We start from the raw sequence: 21378 nt of genomic DNA on the forward strand, positions 1-21378 counted from the left end.
ACCTACTGTTGCTACAATAATAAAATTACTCTTAGTCTTTCTTGATCTTTAATAAAATTTTAATCGATTTTGTTTTATCAGCTTTTCCTAAGATAATTTTTCATTCTTCTTGCTATTTTTCTAATAAATGAATGTTCATTTTTTAAGGCATCTTGTTTTATTTTTATCTCTTTTTGTTCAGAATATTTTTTAAAATATTTATTTTGATCAATTGTAATTAAGTTATGCTTTCTATCTATCCGTTCAAGAAATTTTTGAGGAGCATAGTCTTCTGCTATTTTCCTAAAAAAATTTGGCGAATATTTTTCTTGATGATAGCAATAATTAATAATGTTATTAATCATCATGTCTATATCAGAGGCAACAAATTCCGGGGGTAGCATTTCTCTGGTGCCAACGCTATCAAAACAAAATACAGGTAAATTACAAGCTAAAGCTTCAAATGCAACAATAGGAGAGGGATCGTCACGACTGGTTAATAAAAAGATATCATAATCAGGAAATTGAGTTGGTAAGTTATCTACAAAACCCAGAAAATGGCAATTATCTGGAATATCAAGAGAGAATTTACTCACTTCTTCCTCTGATGCTCCAAACCAATAACCATCAAAATTTAAGTCACTACTATTTTGAGATAATTCTTGACATATTTTACAAAAATAATCAGTTCCTTTTCTAAAACAAGTCTCTATATTTGCAACACTTCCCGAACCCAATAGCTTAATATTATTTGACAGATTTGATTGATTTTTTGGAATATAATCATCTAGATCAATAGCTTCAGTTACAATCAGAACATCTTCATAGTTTCTTTTAAAAATGTACATAATTAGCTGTTTTGCTTGAGAGAAAGGAACCCAATGCTTAACATAGCTTTCTTGGAGCATTTGATTGATTTTTTCCCATTGCTGATCTGTAAAACTAGCAAAATGCTGATTAAGTTGCCAAGCCATTTCATGCCAATAGATAATAACTGATAGATTATTTTTTTTTGCATACTTTAAGGCATAAATTGCATTATCACTTAATAAAGAACAACATCCATTAAATAATAAAGTTACATTTTGATTTTCAGTTTTTTCCCTTAACTCCTGTTTAAATTGTTTTGGAGATGAATGAACAAATATATAGTCTGCATAGGGATAAACAGCTTTAGGACTAAGAAAAACATTATAAACTGTCGTACAGGGACTAATACTTCTATCTTTGGGATGATGAGAAATCAGTAAATATTTAGGTTTGACTGATTGACGAATATCATTCATAGGAGTTAACCAAAAAATTGACGATTTAATCTCTACTAAGTAATGACTTTATTATATATTTCTAGTGTCTTTTTGGCTATGTGTGTCCAATTAAGATAATTCTCAGCAAAGTCTCGTGCCGCGTTGCTTCTTCTAAGTTGTTCTTCGTGATTTTCTGCCAGGGTTAAAATCGCCCTCACAAATCCATCTATATCCCCAACAGGTAATAATTCAGCAAAGTCTTCCCTTGTATAATCTTGTAACCCTCCAACATCATTGGAAATGACAGGAAGACCACAGGATATTGCTTCTACCAAAGCATTATTAGCGGTACAATCTAATATCGGTAAGACCAACATTGTTGCTCTTTGATAAAGTTTCCTAAGATGTGTATCTGAAACTCCACCATACCAGTGTACCTGTTCATGACGAGCCATCCTAATTAATAAAGCGTCGCTCGCACTACGTCTATCTTGAGGCATGATAATATCAAAATGAATGTCTGAATTTTTGCTAATAACTTTATCAATAACAATCGCTAAAGTTTCTAAATCCCGAAGATGTTTACCAGAAAAAATACAGCGAATAGAGTCTTTTTTATTAACAGAATCTTCTAAGGGACAAAAGAACTCTGTATCTACACCATGAGGAACAAAAAATACTCGCTCAGGTAAATATTGTTCAAAATAAGCAACTTCTCGACTACCAACTACAATTAATGCGTCTAAATTAGCAATACTTTTAGGATGTTTATGGACTAAACGCCACCATCCTGCGGGTTGATGGGATGTCCCAATAATTTTACAGGATAATTTTTCTCGCCAATTGGGTAAGATTCCCAGTTGATTTTCTACATAAGTAATATGGATTAAATCAGGATGCCATTGTAAACTTTTTAATAAAACTTTGACCTCTGCTGCTGTACTATCTAAAGCGTACATAGGACTAGCTTTCGCTTTTTTCCCCATGCTTTTTACTATTGAGCGTAACAATTGATTATGAGGTTGTCCAGGGTTTTGCCAAACACTTTGATAGGTTTCAGATGGCAAAATTTTTGACATATAGTCACACAACTGATCGTAACCGCTATGATTACCCATCCAGCCAAAACGTCGCCTTAGCCACAGAATTTTATGATTCATATTTTTTAACACTAACTAATTAGTAAATCAAAATTTTTCGAGGCCCTTTCTTTAATTTCTGGTAATCTCTCTTTAATTCTTGTCTTAATTTCATCTCTTTGTTTCCAAGAATTTCGGACAGCTTGACAAGCAAGTTCAGGATTTAAAAAGTCTTGCACAGAAATCAATAACCCTTCCTCAAATTTATCTTCCCCAATTAATTCCGCAGAAATGCCTTTGGACTTAATTGAGTAACCCACAGCTACCGTACAAACACCACTAGATAAACCAGCGATCGCAGCATGGGTTCTTTCTGAAATTACCAACTCACATTGAGCAATTAATCCTTTGAATTCTGAAGCTGTATGATCACATCCTGCTAAGTGAACTCTAGGACTATAGTCTAATGCTCTCAGTAATTTAGTCGCTAAAATTCTATCATCATTTCCGGCTCTTATTTCCTGTACATGGGGAATCAATATTACCTCTGCCCCAAGTTCATTGATAATCATCTCAATAACTTTTTGCCAAGAAGTTATATGTTTTTCATAATCTAAACCCGATGAAGTATAACTACAAATTCCCTGGCTAGTACCAAGAGCAACTAAGGGGCGTTCCCCCGAAATACCATAACCTTTTAATAGGTTATTAATCTGCTCTTGAGGTGCGGGTGACAACAAAAAGGCGGGATCTGCTGTCAATTTAACTAACTCTGTAGACAAGCCTAAATCTTTGGTTAAATAGTTATACGTTAATTGCTCACGAACCGTAATTAGTTTAGCATGACGGGCAACTTCTAACCATTCCTCAGCATCTTCATCCTTCTTATAAGGGCTAATAGACTGAGCTAAAAACATTACAGGAGTTCCCACATCTAAGGCTAATTTTAGGGGTTTTAGATGGGGAGCTATAGGATATTCAGGACTAAAAATGTCTCCCCCAGAAGCAATTATAGCATCAGCTTTACGAATTAAGGGGGAGGTAGGAATAGGTTGAATTTTTGGCAATTTATAGCCAGGAAAAATCTTAGAAAGCAGCACTTTTTTGCGACTTTGTGGTGGGGTTTGGGTTCCTAGATGTTGGCTTTCTAAATGCAGCTTAACATCATAGGATTCTAGCCGAATTTGATCGTAATCTGGGCTTCTGGTTAACAGGTTAATGTTGATATCTGGTTGACGTTTTCGTAATTCTTGAATAGTAGGCACAATAATAGCCTCTACTCCTCGATTACGCATTCCTGTGATGCCAGTGATTACAACTTTCAAAAATTTATTCCTCCATTTTAGTTATGTTATTTTCTTAATTTATCATGATTTAAAAAGTTTAGTCAATTGCCCTTTTATTCGTTTCAAAACTCGTTTCCATAAAGGTTCTTTAAAAGTGACTTGAGCTTTTTGACTTTTAGGAGGAGCGACTAAGCTTTTATATTCCTCAACAATCGGCATCATTCGTTTTTCAAATATAGAAATATCATCTTTTTGATATGCTTCTTGAAAAGCTAAATGGCTTTCTTCCGCCATAATAGTCCTTAAATAGAATCGTTTTTGTTCTTTTTCATCAAGATGATTCTCTTGCGGTTTAATTCGTTTATTAGGTCGCCAAGTTCCCTGTTTATCAGCTAAATGCAACCGATAGGCTAAACCATCATGGCGATGTCGAAACCCTGCAGCTTGAGATTGCAATACTTGTTCTGGAGATAAACAATCTAGTTTTAGTTCGCCAGATTCTTTTCCCGCCTCGATTAAATTGTACAAAATAGGGTGGCGGACAATCACAATATTTGTTCCTTGGCTATCTTTTACATATTGAGGTAGCCAAGCGTCACCAATACTAATATCGGCGGTTTCACCTACTACATCATCACAATAATCACAAGCTTTATATTTAAAAAATCCCATCCCCCAATCTCCAAGAAAACCCCCAACCGAAAAATCTTGAACAGGACGAGCAATGGTAACAACTTCACCGTTTTTTATCCCAGTCACTTCAACTCCATATTTGTTAGCCTCAGCATCTAATAATTTTTTACGAAAATCTATAGACAGTAAATTATCGGGTTCAATTCCACATTGCCAAGCAAACATTTTAGCAAAAGCGGTACTTTTGAGATGTCCGCAAACTAAACCAATACAAAACTTAATCCGCTCCGCGATCACAGGATCTTGACGCACTAATAAACGAATAGATTTAATAAAACAAGGAATCCCCACAATAGCATAGCGGGCGGGTTTTTCTCGAATTATTTTAATAACTTCCGACATTTCCACCGGATAATATCTCGATTTTGCTCCTTTTTGTATATCTTCTAATGTTGTGGATAAATCATATTTGAATAGCCTTTTATCTTCTGAACTAGCAGCATTTTCTTTGACATGAATTACCCCATCCACCAAATTTTTACTTAATAACTGTGATATGATCCAGCTTCCCATACCACCAGAACTGCCATAATGACGATAATCACCTTCATTAACATATCCGGCATAAGTTTCTAAATAATATCCTAGCTTTTCATCATATTTACAGTCCTGACTAAATAATTCTTGCCCTAATTGATCTTCATTAAGACTTTTATCTGAAAAAGGGCAAATAGTTTGTACTGAAATATCGGGAGAAGATTGATCAGTAGCTTCAGAATCAATTAAGGTAGCTTGCAATTGCTCATATTTATTCATTTTGATTTGAATTTGTGGATTATTGATTGAAGCACAAGCCCCACAACCAATACAATATCCTCCATCTACTACTTTATCGAACAATTGTTCTAAATCTGAATTACCGTTATCTAAAAGCATTGTCATTCACCAAATTTTAATTATAAATAAATATGATTAACTAAATTTCTGGAATTTAATCCCTACTTGTCTTATGTTTGTGTCATGGGCATCTCTGGTTAAGTAATGGTATTGTTGTGAACAGTAACGATGAGAAATATAAGGAACGAAAGGAAGAGTATTATTGAATTTTTTGTAAATTTTATTTAAGGATTGGGATAAAGATAAGTCTTCTAAATAATACACATTATGTAGTAGCAGACCTTGATCATTAATTTGTGGCTTTTTTATCGGTTTTTCAGCTATATAAATAATATCTTTGATCTCTAATCCTAAATTCTCAAAACGCTTTTCAATGGCTGTCTCATCATACCTACGCTGAAAAAAGGATTCTCCTTGACTATTTGTCACTGTAGGCCAGGAAATTTTGGTATTTTTAAGCCATTCTTCCAGATAATTCTCATAGGCGGGTAAAGTAATTACAAAAATACCACCTGGTTTAAGAACTCTAGCCACATCCTTAACGATTTCCATATCTCCCGTGTCAGGGACGTGCTCAAGAACTGATACTGAAAAAACGCGGTCAAAGGTGTTTTCAGGATAGGGAATAGATTTTGCATCGAAAACAGCTATTTCAGGGGAAATAGCAAATTTTTTGGCGTATTTCTCGAAATCTTTAACAAAATAATCACTGATATCTGATATTGTCAGATTATTATAATTATTAGCACTTAGAAAAAGAGATAATAATTTTGGACTACTAATATCTAAAATTTTATGTTTTTGATCAGGCTCCAAAAGATACCAAGTAAGGGGTAACTCAATAATTCTTACATAGTTCATTGGCACTTTATGCCATTGTTTAAAATGAGAAGTTGTGCGAATTGATCGAAAGATAGAGCGAGGGAGCAAGGATAAAGCAACGAATTTTTCAATAGTTCTTTGCTTTTGTCTGACGATACGCATTAGTTCAGTTTCCATAATCATTAAACTTAGTAGATTTGAATTTAATATATTAGTTTGCCGACCGATATTGTCATATTACCAGTTTACACAACTATTCTTGTGAACAAACACTTTTTTGATGTTTATATAACTTTCCAATCAGCATCAAAATGTACAGGAGCAAAACAGAAGAAATCACCTTTAACTGTGAATTTTTTACAATTATAATGTTTGCACAATACCGCACCGACTCCTTTCGTTACTGTACTATCTGACATAACTGTTAAAGTTATTGAGTAAGTCCCTGGATTCAAAATTAATTTGTCAAAATTAACCTCTACTTTTGTCCTTTCTCCTGAATCTGATAAAACAAACCCGTTATGATAAGAATAGCACTGAGCAACCATTTGTAATTCTTGGTTAAGAATATCTATCGCTAGACTTGGGTAATGTATTTCAGGAGCAATGCTCAAATCTATATAAACTGAAAAATCGTCTAAATAATTTAGAGAATTTATCGGTTTTTCTCCCTTAGAGCCAAATTCAATTCCATGAATAACAGCTTGCTCACTTCCTGTGATAATTCCTTCTTCTTCTCCCTGAAAATAAGAATAAAACTGATCAATTCCTCTCGGAACATCTTTTCCTTGAAAGACACACTGACCATGATCCATTACCAAAATATCAGAACAAACTCGACTAATTTGAGGCATACTATGAGAAACTAAAATAACTGCTGCATTTTGCATCATTTTATAAATAGTATTAAAACATTTAGCTCGAAATCCTACATCCCCTACCGCTAACACTTCATCTAACAGTAAAACATCCGGTTCCATTTGAGCAGCAACAGCAAACCCTAACCGAACTTTCATCCCTGAACTATAATTAACTACGGGTGTATCAATAAAATCTTCTAACTCAGAAAATTGAATAATATCATCTAATTTTTTATCGATTTCTGCCTTAGTAAAACCTAAAACTGAACCTCGACTGTAGATATTTTCTCTTCCTGTTAAAATAGCATTAAATCCAGCACTCAGTTCAATTAATGAACAGATTCTTCCCCGCATTTCTATTCTTCCTTTATCGGGTTTAAATAATCCATTAAGTATCTTTAAAAGGGTACTTTTTCCTGCCCCATTAGGGCCAATTAACCCTAAACATTCACCCCGACGTAACTCAAAAGAAATGTCATTGACTGACCAAAATTCTCCTTCTCGTAATTGATGTTCATATTTGCGCCCAACTACTTCTGACCCAATATCTTGTACCCCATACCAGAGAGACTGTTTAAGATCACGACAAAACTTTTTTGAAACATTTTCTACTTTGACAAGAACTTCATCAGTCATCTAAATTTAATCTCCATAATATGTAACTATAAGATTGAAATATAAGCTAATTCACCTCAGCAAGACATTTTTATAAGGCTTTCCTTTTATTACCCAAAGATAGACAATGGGCTTTCCTTAACAAAATATCATATACCAAGCCAAACAGATTAACAATTCTTAGTGGTTTCGTTGTAGTCTAGCCATTATATACCTCAAATCTAGATGATTACTATGGTAACAGTTGCTATAATTCCGGCCCGTGGCGGCTCTAAAGGGGTTCCTCGTAAAAATATTCGTCCCTTAGCAGGGAAACCTTTAATTGCCCATTCTATTCTTGATGCCCAAGAAGCGCAATGGGTTGATCAGGTTTATGTTTCTACGGATAATGAGGAAATTGCCGAAATTTCAGCTACCTATGGGGCGCAAATTATCCCCCGTCCTCCTGAATTGGCCAATGATACCGCCTCTTCTGAATCGGCTTTAATTCATAGTCTACAATACTTAGAAACTCAAGGCATCCTACCAGAATTAATGGTTTTTCTACAATGTACCTCTCCTATTAGGACAGGGTTAGAAATTGATGGGGCGATCGCAAAACTTAAACAAGAACAAGCGGACTCCCTTTTATCTGTTTCCCCTTCTCATCGCTTTCTTTGGCAAGAGGTTGACGGAGTTGTCCAATCAATTAATTATGATTATCGTTATCGTCCCCGTCGTCAAGATATGAACCCCCAATATGTAGAAAATGGCTCAATTTATGTTTTTAAACCTTGGATACTGAAAGAAACCGGAAATCGACTAGGGGGCAAAATTTCGCTGTTTGTTATGAGTGAAATGGCCGCTTTAGAAATTGATTCTCTGGAGGATTTTGAGATGATAGACTTTTTGATGAATCGTTCTCAATAAATTTATGGAGATTTTAGTCTTAAGTAACGGTCATGGAGAAGATCAAATCGCTGCTCCTATTGTAGAGGCATTACAAACTTTTCCCACTGTTTCCCGTATTGTGGCTTTACCCTTAGTAGGAGAAGGTTATGTTTATCAAAAGCTGAATATTCCTATAATTGGAACGGTTAAAACGATGCCTTCGGGCGGGTTTAATCAAAATCCAGGACAACTTTGGCGCGATGTTCAAGGGGGATTATTAGCCCTAACTTATCATCAATATCAAACCATTCGTCAATGGGGAAAAACAGGGGGTAAAATCCTAGCTGTCGGGGATATTGTGCCGTTATTTTTGGCTTGGTTAAGTGGGGCTGATTATAGTTTTGTGGGAACGGCTAAATCTGAATATTATCTCAGAGATGAAACGGGGTGGTTGCCATCCACTTCAAACCTTTATCGTTGGTTGGGTTCGATGTATTTTCCTTGGGAACGTTGGTTAATGACTCGTCCTAATTGTCGGGGGGTTTTTCCCAGAGATACTTTGACGACAAAAATTCTACAACAGTGGAAAATTCCAGTTTTTGATCTGGGTAATCCGATGATGGATGGATTGTCTCTCAGTCAACCCCTAACTGTCAATTTAACCACTAATCCCCTGATTATTCTCTTATTGCCTGGCTCAAGAATGCCTGAAGCTCAACGCAATTGGCAAATCATCCTAGAAGGGGTTCAAGCAGTGATCAAGGCGTTTTCTAGTCAATCTATTATCTTTTTAGCTGCGATCGCTCCTAGCCTCAATTTAACCCCTTTTCAGCAAAATTTGATGGCTGATGGCTGGATATTTCAACCATCAGGAAGCATCCCCCTGGATCTTCAAGATGCTGAGGCCTTAACCTTTACTCAAAACAACGCAACCCTGATCCTCACTCAACAAGCTTATCGAAATTGTTTACAATTGGCTCAGGTTGGCATGGCCATGGCTGGAACCGCCACCGAACAATTTGTCGGCCTCGGTAAACCTGCCCTTACCTTTCCTGGAGAGGGGCCACAGTTTACCCCTAGATTTGCTAGATCTCAAAACTGTCTGTTAGGATGTTCTGTCACCTTAGTTGACACACCAAAGCAAGCAGGCAATATTCTCATGACATTGCTGAATCATCCCCAAAAATTACAACAAATTGCTGAAAATGGCAGAAAACGCCTAGGGAATCCAGGGGCAGGTGCGAGAATTGCTGAGTGTTTAGTTAAGCAGTGTTTTAGATATCTTGATTAAGTAACTCAGCGATCGCCTGTTGTTGATTATGATGTTGTTGGGGCAGGGTTTGACGAGCATCAGTAATTAACCAATCAAGGGCTGCCGCTTGAACATCAATAGCGGCCCCTGTTTTATCCACACAGTACCGCCCAAATACCAGTTTATCGACCAGACGAACCCCTGGCCCTAAACGAGAATATTCAAAAATAACGCTATTATCAACGGTAGCACCGCTACAAACCCAACAATTAGGGCCAATCATACTGGGGCCAATAATGGTCGCCCCATCTTCAATATGAGTCATTCCCCCAATGTATACGGGCCCTTGGATATTAACTTTATCCCAATTAACCGCCACATTTAAACCCGTATAAATCCCTGGTTTAACTTCGATGCCAGGAATTTGGACATTTTGGATTTCCCGTGAGAGTACCCCGCGAATGGCGTGCCAATAATCCGGTACTTTCCCAATATCTACCCATTCAAAGTCCATATTAACAGCATAGAAGGGCGCACCTTTAGCCACTAAGGTGGGAAATAACTCACCTCCAATATCATATTTTTGATTCGAGGGAATGTAATCAATAATTTCAGGTTCAAAAATATAAATCCCTGTATTAATATCGGTGCTAAGAGCTTCTTCAATGGAGGGTTTTTCTTGGAAAGTTTTGATTCTACCCTCTTCATCGCTGACAACCACACCATAACTCGATACCACTTCTCTCGGTACTGATTTGGTAATAATGGTGGCGATCGCCCCTTTTTCTTTGTGCCACTTTACCGCAGCCGTTAAATCTAAATCAATCAAAGCATCGCCACAAAGCACAATAAAAGTATCGTCAAAGAAAGGATTAAAATCTTGGATACGTCGCAGTCCTCCTGCCGATCCCAATGCTTCCCCAACTAAGTCACCATCGACGATGCGTCCTTCAAAGGAATAGGCGATTTGTACCCCAAACCGTTGTCCATCACGGAAATAACTTTCAATTTCCTCGGCGAGATGACTGACATTTACCATGATTTGGTCAAAGCCATGCTGTCGTAAGAGTTCTAGCAGAAACTCCATCACAGGTTTTTGAAGGATAGGGATCAGGGGTTTGGGGATCGTGTGGGTAATGGGACGAACACGGGTTCCTTTACCAGCGGCCAGAATCATGGCTTTCATGAATACTATTTCCTCAATCTTTGCCACAAGTGTTTAGGTTGACAATGCTTAGTCTACCATCTTGTCTCTAAAAATCCTGAAGAGAATTTTATTCAATTGTCGAAAGGACTTGAATTTTTAGATCTTGATAAAACTCTGATTGGGATAATTCCACCTTAGATTGGGAGGATAAGAGCAAAAGGGCCCAGAAAATGCCAACCCGATCCTGTTTACCTTCTCCGTCATGGGGCGGCTGAACTTGGTGCCATCGGTTTAATAACTCTTCGAGATCAAATTGAGATTGAGAGTTAGTCAATTCTAGTAACTGTTCCTGGAAAAATGTCTCTAGTTGGGCCGCTAATTCCGTTAAATTCTCTTGATGGGCCAATTGAGTCACAATTGCCATGGCCTCTCGTTGTGATTGAAGGCGAGGTGTCTGGCGGCGACGGGGAGAGGGGGTTGATTTTTCTAATTCTTCGGCAATTTCTTCAATCTGGGTGATGAGTTCTTGAAGAGTAACACGACGTTGACGAGTGGGGGGGGCCGCACTGCGACGACGCAAATGTTTTTCGAGATCAGAGCCGCGAAACTGTCTACGAGTCTCCTCCGTAATTTCCTCAAACTCTACTAAATTTTCTGTTTGGGGATCACTGCTCTGGAGTTGCTCTAAGGTATCGGCTTTAAAACGAACCAACATCGAAGCCCATAAGAAGGCTTGGCCCGATTTTGGTAGAGTTGCTTGTTGGTAGATATTATCTGAATATTGGGTTATTCCCAATTCATTTAAAAAACGATCAATTACGTCAATAACTTGAACATCCCAAGGATCAATTTCTCCCTGTTGAGCCAAGTTAATTAAGGTGGCGATCGCCTCGGTAGCTGAGGGTGAGGTCATTTGGAGAAATTCCGATTAATGCTGGTTCTTTACACCTTAACGGGCTAAGTTTCTTCTTTATAGTTATACCGTTTAAATGAGAAATTGACAACTTACTTTATCCTTTCCGTTAAATTACACAATTTAATTTTTAAAAATAAAGTATTTTTACGGAATACAAATAATCTAAACTTGGCTAATATAAAAGGGAAGTTATTGGTGAAAAATCAATGACAAAATGCCGCTTTTTAATATTGTTTCCTAAAAGATAAGATGATCTTTGATTGTCTTAATTATTGTCAAAAATCATTAATGTTATCGTCATCATGAAATACCTATCCTTATCACTGATTTTCACGGGAGTCGTTGTTCTCGGCCTAGAAAGCCCAGGACAAGCTGCTAATTTAATTAACAACGGAAGCTTTGAAGACTACCAAAGCGCGTTTGCTCCCAATCAGAGCTACAAAACCCTAAGTGCTGGATCTACAGAGATTAATGATTGGGAAGTTACCGGAGGAGGAATCAAATATTATTTAGGGGGAGGATGGACAGGAAGCAATAGTGACTATGTGCTTGATCTAAGTGCTTCTGGTTTAGGAGGAATTAGGCAAACCTTTGATACGATTATCGGCAATAAATATCGTTTGACCTTTGATTTATCCAGAAATATTGGCATCAATACTCCCCCAATTTTGAGAACGTCGGCGGCGGGAGAGTTTCAAGATTTTGCTTTTTCTCCCACTTCACCGATGGACTTTATAACAAAGAATGTACAATGGGAAACTCAAATTTGGGAATTTGAGGCAAAGGATACGACAACGACCTTGGAATTGTTCATGATAGATAATCAACCCCTTAATGGGACTATTGTATCTGCTAATACTTATAGTGGTACAGCATTGGATAATATTTCAATCATCTCTTTGTCACCGCCTTCCCCTCTAGAGCCAACTTCTAACCCTCTAGAGCCAACTTCTAACCCCCTAGATCCAACGGATGCGGAGGGAGTCCCCGAAACTCAAACAGTGATTGGTATACTGCTCTTTGGACTCTTAGCATTTCGTTCTCGAAATCAGACCAATCAAAGAGACTGAATCCAAACCTTGGTCAAAAAACAGTGTTTTAGGTGATCCCCTCTAACCTGTGGCTGAAAAAAGGGGAATGAGAAAAAAAGTTAGCTTGGAAAGCTAACTTTTTTGCCTAAAATTGGTCAGCTTGATAGGTATAAAATTGCTGAAAGGCCCCAATGGTTTCAAATTGATAACTCGGAACAGGGGAAGGTAAAAATAATTCTGTTTCATAAATACTGAATAGAACATAATTCTGGCGAATGGTTTTGTTAGCAATCACCTTTTGGATATGGGGTCTTCCTGTATCCACAAAGGTTTTACAATAACTAGAGAGAAAGCCCCCGAAGTTACCAGAAGCTTGAGAACAAACTTCTTGTTTCAAATAGGTGGTGAGGGCTTCTGTGGCATAGCTTTCGTAGTCGGTTTGTCCGGGGTTTGTGAGTACCATACAGGCTCCGATCCCCCCTAAAGCAACTCCGCTAAAAACTGTTACTAGATGTAACGCTTCCATGATCTTTGGTTAGGATTGACGATAGGTTTGAGATTAGCTTAGTGGAATCAACCTTAGTTTAACTAAACATCAAAGAAAAAAAACTGTGTTATGATAGACTATAGTTATGGCGAGCGTAGCCAAGTGGTTAAGGCAGCGGATTGTGGTTCCGCCATTCGTGGGTTCAAGTCCCATCGTTCGCCCTCATCCTTCTATTGGAATTATCCAAAAGACCAGATTTGACCCCGATAAAACAAGGGTTTTATCTTAATTTCTGGAGATGTCTAATAGAAGGAAAGAGATTTGAAGCAATACCCTAACTAAATCTTTTTTCTTGGCAAAGAAGTCTTTAAAGGGGACAATGGATTTTAGCTACTATCTAAATTTACTTTAAGTTTGTTTTGTGAATAATATTCGTACTGTTTCTGACACTAAGCGTGAGTTCTACCATTATCATATTCGACCGATTAATTCGGTTTATCGCCGATTTGTCGAAGAATTACTGGTGGAGATGCATTTACTCTCGGTAAATGTGGGTTTTCGCTATGATGCCATTTATGCCTTGGGAGTAGTCACATCCTTTGAGCGGTTTATCCAAGGATATCAACCAGAAACGGACAAAGGGTCGATTTTTAACGCCATCTGTCAAGCGGTTGGTGGCAATAGCGAACAATATCGTCACGATGCTCAAACCCTATTAAACCAAGGGAAAGGGATGTCTGTTGAAGACTTCATCAATCTTATGAAGGCAGCAGCTAGGGGTGAATCTGGAGACGGGAGCATATTTGGGACATTACAGGCGATCGCCCAAAATCCTCGATTCAAATATAGTCGATTATTTGCGGTGGGTTTATATACGCTCCTAATGGAGATTGATGCAGATTTAGTTAAAAACGAGGAAAATCGCAATCAAATCCTCGATCAAGTCTCTGAAGCATTAAATTTATCTTCAGACAAATTTCAAAAAGATCTCGATCTCTATCGCAGTAATCTCGATAAAATGCAACAATTATTAACGGTTATTGAGGAAACCCTAGAAGCTGATCGCAAGAAACGAGACTCAGCAAGCAGTGAGAAACTGAAAGAAATCTCAGACACTAAAGAATCAGCAAGTTAGGCTGTTTCATGCTCAGCTTCACCCTGAAGGGTGGAGCTATCCAGTTATTATGGGTCTTCATCGAGATTAATGCCTAATTCCTTTAATCTTGCGTTTATTTCTGTCAGGCATAGTAAATAGTAAAATTAATAAATGAATACAGGCTAAAGCCTTATTCTATCAGCACAAAGGCTGTCTACACAGCCTAATTTTAAGCCTGGGTAGCCAGGCTTAGTTCCTACAGCTTAACCCGATCGGGTTTAAGCCTGTAATTTTTAAATAAGGGAAGACTACTATCTATTTTAGCGTGTAAATTTGATGATTTGTAGGGGTTTAACACCGTTAAACCCATCAACATACCTAAAATGGGCATAAAAGATGGGCATAATGGTATTATGCCCCTACGATGAATAAAATAGAAAACGGGTTTCTTTAAGAAGAGGCTGTCACTTAAGATTATCTTGGGCTTCTTTTGCTACTTGTTCGAGGGGATCTTGAGCTAATTCTTGAAGCAGGGTTTGAGCTTGTTCGCCGCCTAATCTTCCTAAAGCTTGAACCAGTCGATAACGAATTTGCCAATCTTCATCTTTGACGAATGGACTTAAAATTGCAACCGCTTCAGGGTTCCCCAATTCTCCCAAGGCACCGACGGCTGAAACTCTCACTAAATCATTGTCAGATTTTAATGCTTCTTGGAGTAATTCTAAGGCTCTGGGTTCTCCCAATTCTCCTAGGGTAGCAATAATGCTTAATTGTAATAACCAATAAGTGGTTTGATGATAGAGATCTTTTAAGTCATCATAGGCTTGGGTTAATTGTAGTCCACCAATGACATCAGCCGCGGCGGCTTTAACATCGAGCTCGGTGTCATTTTGTATGCGATCGCGTAACAATTGTAAAGTAATGTCTAAATCTTGTTTCCCTAGGGTATCTAATTGACTCACCGCTGCATAGCGTACCCTTTCATTGGTATCCGTCACTAAAGGTTGGATTAGGGTAAAGGCCAATTTTGGGTCAATTTGACGTAATAAATTAACCCCTTTGAGGCGATCGCCAAGGTTTTCAGAAATTAACAAGGATTGTACATCAGCAGGGGTGAGATTCATAGGGATGATTTTGAATTAAATTAACCAAGCATTTTGTTTATTTAGAGATCATAGCAATTAAAAACCCTAATAAAAATCCGGCAATAGTCGAATAAGATACGGAACTACCGCCTAATTCATAAGCTTCTGGCATCATGGTACTGGCTAACATGGCTAAAATGGCTCCTCCGGCGATCGCTTGAGCCGTGCCAATCACCAATAAGGAAGTATTATCCTGTAAATAATAGCCTCCCATAGCGATGATACCGCTTAGCAGCACCACCCCAAACCAGAGCAGCAGAATTTGGCTTTTTGGGGTTCCAGCTTGTTTCATGCCAGCCGCACTGCTTAATGCCTCTGGAAAGTTAGAAATAAAGACGGCCAGTAAAAATGACCAGCCTAAATGTTGCGCCCCTGAATTCATGCCAATAACTGTGGCTTCAGGGATATTATCTAAGAGGGTTCCCACTAAAATGGCGAGGGGAGCAGAGCGTTTGACTAACCCTTGGAGGGTGTTGGTATCTTCTCGCAGTAGGCGATCGAGTTCCACTTGTTCCATTAATTGTTCTCGCCACCGATCTAAATTTTCCTGGGCAGCAATATGGGAGTCTACGGAATGGCGAAGTCGTCGCGCCAGGGTACGACTTAAGGCTAAGGCTAAATGAGGCGATCGCGTCAAAACTTGGCCAAAGTTCTCTTGATTTAATTGATACAATTCCATAGGAGTGCGGGAGATAACAGTGGCCGAGCGGCTTTCTCCGGTTAACAGGGACATTTCCCCAAAAATTTCTCCCGGCCCCAACACGGTGAGGATTTTTTTCCCTTTGATGACTTCTGCTTCTCCTTGGGCAATCATATAAAAGTAATCTCCTGGTTCCCCTTCCTGACAGATGACTTGTCCGGGTTTAATATGAATGGGGGTGACGAGGTTGGCGATCGCTTCTTTTTCGGTTTCGGGAAGTTGCTGGATGACTTCTACTTGGGAAAGGCGTTGTAAAACACTAGGTTCTTCTGCTTGTTCCTGTTGTTGTTCAAGTAAATAGCGACGACTAGAAGCAGGGTTGCGGAGAAAACCTCCATGTTCATCGATATATTGACTTAAAGTGGTAAATAAGACCCCACCGATGGCAAAGCCGATGGTTAGGGGCAAAAATCCCGTTTCTTCGTAGACTTTTCGCGCAATTTCAAAGGCGATCGCCGCGATTAATGTGCCACTACCAAAGGCCATAATGGCTGCTGAGAGGGTGCGACTGGGTTTTAAATATACCCCAACGGATGCGCCTATTGCTAAGCTTGAAGCCCCTAACATTCCTTGCAAGAAGGCAGACATGGCTATCAGTGCCGTTTGATTACTGGCAGAAATTAAAGTTTCAGTCTGTATTCTAGGATAAGGGAATATTCTCTGTTGTGGGGTAAAGAATAATTGCGAGTGTTTGGGTTATCTTGGGTTCTGAGGAGCTTAAAATTGTGGTAATTGAGGTTAAGAAGGCAAAATGCAAATAATGTCGTTATTATTAGTGTTTTTGGGTGGGGGTTTAGGGAGTTGTTCTCGCTATTTAATTAGTACAATTATTAATGAGCAATTGGAGACGATGTTTCCTTGGGGAACTTTAACGGTTAATGTGATTGGATGTTTAATTATTGGGGTTGTTATTGGTTTAATTGAACGGTTTACTATTCATCCTTATTTGGGACTGTTTTTAGCAACGGGTTTTTGTGGTGGGTTTACGACTTTTTCTTCTTTTTCTTTAGAGAATAATTTATTATTACGCAATAATGAATATTTGCTTTTATTTGTCTATACATTTATGAGTTTGTTTTGGGGTTTTGCTGCGACTTTTTTGGCGATTTTAATGGTTCGGAGACTTTAATCTTATAACATTGTGGGTGGCAATTCATGAATTTCCCCTACAATTAGCGTCCTTGGGTAAGTCCTGTTTATTCTACCTGAAAATCTCAATTTTTAAGATTATGCGCTCAATATTTGTTACCATAAACTAACTGAGTAATAATTGAACTGCTTTAATGACTCTATTTAACCAAGAACGTTTATTATTTAATCCTGTTTCTCCTAATTCAGATGCTATTCCCCTTATTTTTGCTTTTCCTAATGAGTATAGTGTGGGAATTACGAGCTTAGGATATCAAATTATTTGGGGAACGTTTGCCACTAATTCTGATATTTCTGTGAGTCGTTTATTTACAGATATTCAAGAACCTTTGCCCAGAAATCCTGAACTGTTAGGCTTCTCTTTTTCTTGGGAATTAGATTATGTCAATATTCTTAATATCCTTGAATCTTTAGATATTCCCCTCCACAGTAATCAACGCAATAATAATCATCCTTTGGTTTTTGGTGGTGGTCCAGTTTTGACAGCAAATCCTGAACCGTTTGCGGCTTTTTTTGACATCATTTTATTGGGGGATGGGGAAAATTTAATCAATACTTTTATTCTAGCATATAAAGAAGTTAGAAATGCAGATCGAGCAACAAAATTACGTCATTTAGCTACTATTCCAGGCATTTATATTCCTAGTTTATATGAAGTCACTTATCATGGTCTTGAGGGAGACATTAAATCGATTGATCCTCTAGATAATACAATTCCTAATATCATCGAAAAACAAACCTATCGGGGTAATATTTTATCTGCTTCAACTGTCGTCACAGAAAAAGCAGCATGGGAAAATATTTATATGGTAGAAGTGGTGAGAAGTTGCCCAGAAATGTGTCGTTTTTGTTTAGCAAGTTATTTAACTTTACCCTTTCGGACTGCTAGTTTAGAACAGTCTTTAATCCCTGCTATTGAAAAAGGCTTAACTGTTACTAATAGAATCGGTTTATTAGGGGCATCTGTTACCCAACATCCTGAATTTGAAAGTTTATTAGACCATTTATCTCAACCTAAGTATGATGATATTCGTGTTAGTATTGCCTCTGTCAGAACCAATACAGTAACAGAAAAATTAGCTAAAACCTTAGCAAATAGAGGCACAAGATCTGTAACCATCGCTGTTGAAAGTGGGTCAGAAAAAATAAGAAAAATTATCAACAAAAAACTAACTAATGAAGAAATAATTCAAACTTCTATTAATGCGAAACTAGGTGGTTTAAACAACATAAAATTATATGGAATGGTAGGAATTCCTGGAGAAGAAGACATAGATATTGAACAAACAATTATGATGTTAGATGCTATCAAAAAAGCTGCCCCAGGATTAAGATTAACCTTTGGATGCAGTACCTTCGTCCCCAAATCTCATACACCATTTCAATGGTTTGGGGTGGATGAAAAAGCCAAAAAGCGACTGAAATATTTAGAAAAACAGCTACATAAAAAAGCCATAGAATTTCGTCCTGAAAGTTATAATTGGTCAGTCATTCAAGCCTTAATTTCAAGAGGCGATCGCCGTCTCAGTCAACTCTTAGAATTAACTCGATATTATGGCGACACTTTAGGTAGTTATAAACGAGCTTTTAAAGAGCTAAAAGGAAAATTACCCCCCTTAGAATTTTATGTTCATGATAACTGGAAAACTGAGCAAATCTTACCTTGGCATCATTTAAAAGGCCCCTTACCCCAAACCACATTAATTAAGCATTTAGAAACAGCTATGTTAAATAATGACTAATTAAAATTAAAGCATTTCCTTGTCTTAGTAGTCGGACAGAAATAAACAATGCTATGTCAAGAAATATGACAAAGACTGAAACCCCTTTACTAATTTAACAAATATTTACAACAAACAACGTCTAATTATAGTTATATCGTCTAGGATAAAGGTATCAAGATGATGACATTGGGCAATGAGCCTAAACCGGTCAGTGTACATTAAATACCATAGCGTTTCTAGTTAAAAATAAGATTTCTGGAAATCATTTAAAAACAAAAATTTGGCTCATTTTGTCTAAGTTTTCGAGATAAAGGTAAGTCATCTAATTAGTGAACGGTAAACAGTGGAAAGTGAGCAGTGAATCAGAGTGACGGATAAATGTTAATGAGAAATGGAGAGTAAGTATTATGCACGATATGCACTTTAAACCCCTAAGCGAAAAAGATCGCAAAAGAAACGAATATTTGGAGAAAATGAATCATGCTCCTTACTTTACGATCTTCATGATTGTCATGGCGATGTTTTTGTTATTTACAACTGCTGTGTTAATGGGTGTTTTCTAGATTGTAAGCAATGTATGAGGGTGGGTAACAAGCTTCTAAATGTACAACAGCTTACTCACCTAAATACGGTTCAGCTAAACAATAAAATATTCTAGGTCAAAAACAAGGCAAAAATAACATCTAGCGTTAGTTTACAGCAACTTTTTAAATCTTAGTTTTCTTTCAATTTACCAAGGAGTTGTTATATGGAATCCACAAAAGGACGGGGGAAATTAGTTATCATTGGTGGAGCAGAGGATAAAGAAGGAGATTGTAAAATCTTGCGAGAGTTTGTTCGCGCTGCGGGGGGGACTGACGCTAAAATTGCCATATTAACGGCGGCAACAAGCGAGCCTCGTGAGTCTGGAGAAGACTATATCCGAGTATTTGAGCGACTCGGTGTCGAGGAGGTGACTGTCCTCAATACCATTCACAAGGATGATGGGGATGATCCCAAAAACTTAGAAATTCTTGAAAATGCCACGGGAGCGTTTTTTACAGGGGGAGATCAAGCTCGTATCCTTGAATACATCAAGGGAACTAAGCTAGATTCCTTACTTCACCAACGCCATAAAGAGGGAATGGTGATCGGTGGAACAAGTGCCGGGGCTGCGATGATGCCCGATCTTATGATTGTTGAGGGGGACTCCGAAACCAACCCACGCATGGACGCGATAGAGATGGGTGAGGGAATGGGATTTATACACTCAGTGGTGATCGATCAGCATTTTGCCCAGCGAGGAAGGTTAGGCCGCCTGGTTTCTGCCCTCTTACAGCAGCCAGCTAACTTAGGGTTTGGCATTGATGAAGATACAGCAATGATTGTGGACGGTGACGAGTTGACGGTGGTGGGGCGTGGTGCTGTAACCGTTGTTGATGAATCAGACGCAACTTATAACAATTTGGACGAACTGCTCAAAGATGAAGCGATGGCCGTATGTGGAGTCAAGTTACACATCCTACCTCAAGGATTCCGCTTTAACTTGAAAACCCGCAAGCCAATCTCATTAGAGATCTCTAAAAAAGAAGCTGAAAGCCCTGTTTTGCAAACCGCATAGACTTGATTTCTGTAGGGGCGCAGGGCCTTTCGCCCCTACTTCTGACTGGAACAGTTTTCAAACTTAACAAATTTAATTAGGAGTGCATCATGAGTTTAAAAGATAGAGCCAAGGCAACCGCCAAAAATATCGAAGGTAAAGTTCAAGAAGCAGTGGGTGATCTGACTGGTGATCCCAAAGCTCAAGCAGAGGGCAAGGAAAAACAGGCAGAGGCAAGAGTTCGTCACACTATCGAAAACGTGAAAGAGGAAGTCAAGAAAATGATTGACTAGGGAGACTTTGTTAATCTTTCGGGCTAAAAAAAGGTGAAAACCTTGCTGAACGGCGAATTTACCTCGCTCAAGGTGAATTCGCTCCCAACCTGAATCTATTGCTGAGCTAAAAACAATGAATCATAATCGCAATGATGAAACCAATCTTGAGCGACGACAGGAACTGCAACATGAGGAAGAGGCTTTCCGACTTAATCGAGAGGAGAAACGCCTACGCTCTGCCAGACGGAATGCTGTCTTTGTTTGGATAGTTAATAGCATTTTCTGGCTGACGGGAATGCTGGAAATATTGTTAGGAATTAAGTTTTTACTGCGTTTGTTTGGTGCTAATCCTCAAAACCAATTTGCCCAGTTGATTAATCGTCTATCTGAACCTTTCATTGCTCCATTTTCTACCTTATTCATTAGTCCTGTAACCGATGGTGGAGCCAACATATTTGATGTCAACATTGTGATTGCGATCGCAGCCTATGCTCTGTTGAGCTATCTTGTGGTTTCGGTAGTCAGACTCATCTTTTATCACGAATCGTAAATTTTTAGCACAAATTATACAATCCTGATAATCTTCAAA

General features: G+C 38.2%; 21 protein-coding genes and 1 tRNA gene. 11 read left to right on the plus strand and 11 right to left on the minus strand.

From position 1 onward, the window contains the following. Positions 1–77: 77 nt before the first annotated feature. From VB715_RS06275 to VB715_RS06300, 6 genes are all read right to left on the minus strand, one after another. Entirely contained in the window at positions 78–1265 is a 1188-nt protein-coding gene (locus VB715_RS06275) for a glycosyltransferase family 4 protein (RefSeq protein ID WP_323300341.1), read from the minus strand. 35 nt (positions 1266–1300) lie between these two features. Further along, positions 1301–2386 carry a glycosyltransferase family 4 protein gene (locus VB715_RS06280; RefSeq protein WP_323300342.1) on the minus strand — a complete coding sequence of 362 codons (1086 nt, stop codon included), beginning with the start codon at positions 2384–2386 and terminating at the stop codon, positions 1301–1303. 11 nt (positions 2387–2397) lie between these two features. Next, complete coding sequence (locus VB715_RS06285; protein ID WP_323300343.1) at positions 2398–3630, minus strand: polysaccharide pyruvyl transferase family protein; 1233 nt, start codon at positions 3628–3630, stop codon at positions 2398–2400. 42 nt (positions 3631–3672) lie between these two features. Further along, entirely contained in the window at positions 3673–5160 is a 1488-nt protein-coding gene (locus tag VB715_RS06290; RefSeq protein ID WP_323300344.1) for a Coenzyme F420 hydrogenase/dehydrogenase, beta subunit C-terminal domain, read from the minus strand. 36 nt (positions 5161–5196) lie between these two features. Beyond that, complete coding sequence (locus tag VB715_RS06295; RefSeq protein ID WP_323300345.1) at positions 5197–6120, minus strand: class I SAM-dependent methyltransferase; 924 nt, start codon at positions 6118–6120, stop codon at positions 5197–5199. A gap of 107 nt (positions 6121–6227) precedes the next feature. Next, on the minus strand, positions 6228–7439 hold the full coding sequence (locus VB715_RS06300) for an ABC transporter ATP-binding protein (RefSeq protein ID WP_323300346.1): 1212 nt from the start codon (positions 7437–7439) through the stop codon (positions 6228–6230). Between the two features lie 213 nt (positions 7440–7652). Here VB715_RS06300 and VB715_RS06305 point away from each other — a divergent pair, with 213 nt between their 5' ends. Then, positions 7653–8327, plus strand: a complete 675-nt coding sequence (locus tag VB715_RS06305) for an acylneuraminate cytidylyltransferase family protein (protein WP_323300347.1) — start codon at positions 7653–7655, stop codon at positions 8325–8327. A gap of 4 nt (positions 8328–8331) precedes the next feature. Beyond that, the gene (locus VB715_RS06310; RefSeq protein ID WP_323300348.1) at positions 8332–9579 is read left to right on the plus strand and encodes a lipid-A-disaccharide synthase-related protein; all 1248 of its coding nucleotides are present in this window, start codon (positions 8332–8334) and stop codon (positions 9577–9579) included. Here VB715_RS06310 and VB715_RS06315 read toward each other — a convergent pair. Continuing rightward, complete coding sequence (locus VB715_RS06315; RefSeq protein ID WP_323300349.1) at positions 9563–10726, minus strand: NDP-sugar synthase; 1164 nt, start codon at positions 10724–10726, stop codon at positions 9563–9565. The genes VB715_RS06310 and VB715_RS06315 overlap by 17 nt on opposite strands. A gap of 88 nt (positions 10727–10814) precedes the next feature. Then, on the minus strand, positions 10815–11600 hold the full coding sequence (locus VB715_RS06320; RefSeq protein ID WP_323300350.1) for a segregation/condensation protein A: 786 nt from the start codon (positions 11598–11600) through the stop codon (positions 10815–10817). A 305-nt stretch (positions 11601–11905) separates the two neighbouring features. On the opposite strand from VB715_RS06320, the gene VB715_RS06325 reads away from it, so the two are divergent. Next, positions 11906–12673 carry a DUF642 domain-containing protein gene (locus VB715_RS06325; protein WP_323300351.1) on the plus strand — a complete coding sequence of 256 codons (768 nt, stop codon included), beginning with the start codon at positions 11906–11908 and terminating at the stop codon, positions 12671–12673. Between the two features lie 106 nt (positions 12674–12779). Here the strand turns inward: VB715_RS06325 and VB715_RS06330 are convergent, their stop codons facing one another. After that, positions 12780–13160 carry a DUF4359 domain-containing protein gene (locus tag VB715_RS06330; RefSeq protein ID WP_323300352.1) on the minus strand — a complete coding sequence of 127 codons (381 nt, stop codon included), beginning with the start codon at positions 13158–13160 and terminating at the stop codon, positions 12780–12782. Positions 13161–13269: 109 nt separating this feature from the next. Between VB715_RS06330 and VB715_RS06335 the strand changes: the two genes are divergently transcribed. Next, a tRNA-His gene (locus VB715_RS06335) sits at positions 13270–13342 on the plus strand. A gap of 200 nt (positions 13343–13542) precedes the next feature. Then, positions 13543–14256, plus strand: a complete 714-nt coding sequence (gene psb29 / locus VB715_RS06340; protein ID WP_323300353.1) for a photosystem II biogenesis protein Psp29 — start codon at positions 13543–13545, stop codon at positions 14254–14256. Positions 14257–14681: 425 nt separating this feature from the next. Here psb29 and nblB read toward each other — a convergent pair whose 3' ends face one another. Beyond that, complete coding sequence (nblB, locus tag VB715_RS06345) at positions 14682–15341, minus strand: phycobilisome degradation protein NblB (protein ID WP_323300354.1); 660 nt, start codon at positions 15339–15341, stop codon at positions 14682–14684. A 37-nt stretch (positions 15342–15378) separates the two neighbouring features. Continuing rightward, on the minus strand, positions 15379–16650 hold the full coding sequence (locus tag VB715_RS06350) for a cyclic nucleotide-binding domain-containing protein (protein ID WP_323300355.1): 1272 nt from the start codon (positions 16648–16650) through the stop codon (positions 15379–15381). A 163-nt stretch (positions 16651–16813) separates the two neighbouring features. Here VB715_RS06350 and crcB point away from each other — a divergent pair, with 163 nt between their 5' ends. From crcB to VB715_RS06380, 6 genes are all read left to right on the plus strand, one after another. Further along, entirely contained in the window at positions 16814–17191 is a 378-nt protein-coding gene (crcB, locus tag VB715_RS06355; RefSeq protein ID WP_323300356.1) for a fluoride efflux transporter CrcB, read from the plus strand. A gap of 154 nt (positions 17192–17345) precedes the next feature. Continuing rightward, a complete protein-coding gene (locus tag VB715_RS06360; RefSeq protein ID WP_323300357.1) occupies positions 17346–18953 on the plus strand; it encodes a radical SAM protein in 1608 nt (535 codons plus the stop codon). A 389-nt stretch (positions 18954–19342) separates the two neighbouring features. Continuing rightward, entirely contained in the window at positions 19343–19498 is a 156-nt protein-coding gene (locus VB715_RS06365; protein ID WP_323291634.1) for a hypothetical protein, read from the plus strand. A gap of 185 nt (positions 19499–19683) precedes the next feature. Next, a complete protein-coding gene (locus tag VB715_RS06370) occupies positions 19684–20535 on the plus strand; it encodes a cyanophycinase (protein WP_323300358.1) in 852 nt (283 codons plus the stop codon). A gap of 89 nt (positions 20536–20624) precedes the next feature. Next, positions 20625–20807 (plus strand): CsbD family protein, encoded by a 183-nt coding sequence (locus VB715_RS06375; protein WP_323300359.1) that lies wholly within the window; start codon positions 20625–20627, stop codon positions 20805–20807. A 115-nt stretch (positions 20808–20922) separates the two neighbouring features. Beyond that, entirely contained in the window at positions 20923–21339 is a 417-nt protein-coding gene (locus VB715_RS06380) for a YggT family protein (protein WP_323300360.1), read from the plus strand. Positions 21340–21378 lie beyond the last annotated feature (39 nt).

It is taken from the genome of Crocosphaera sp. UHCC 0190 (assembly GCF_034932065.1).
Lineage (GTDB): Bacteria > Cyanobacteriota > Cyanobacteriia > Cyanobacteriales > Microcystaceae > UHCC-0190.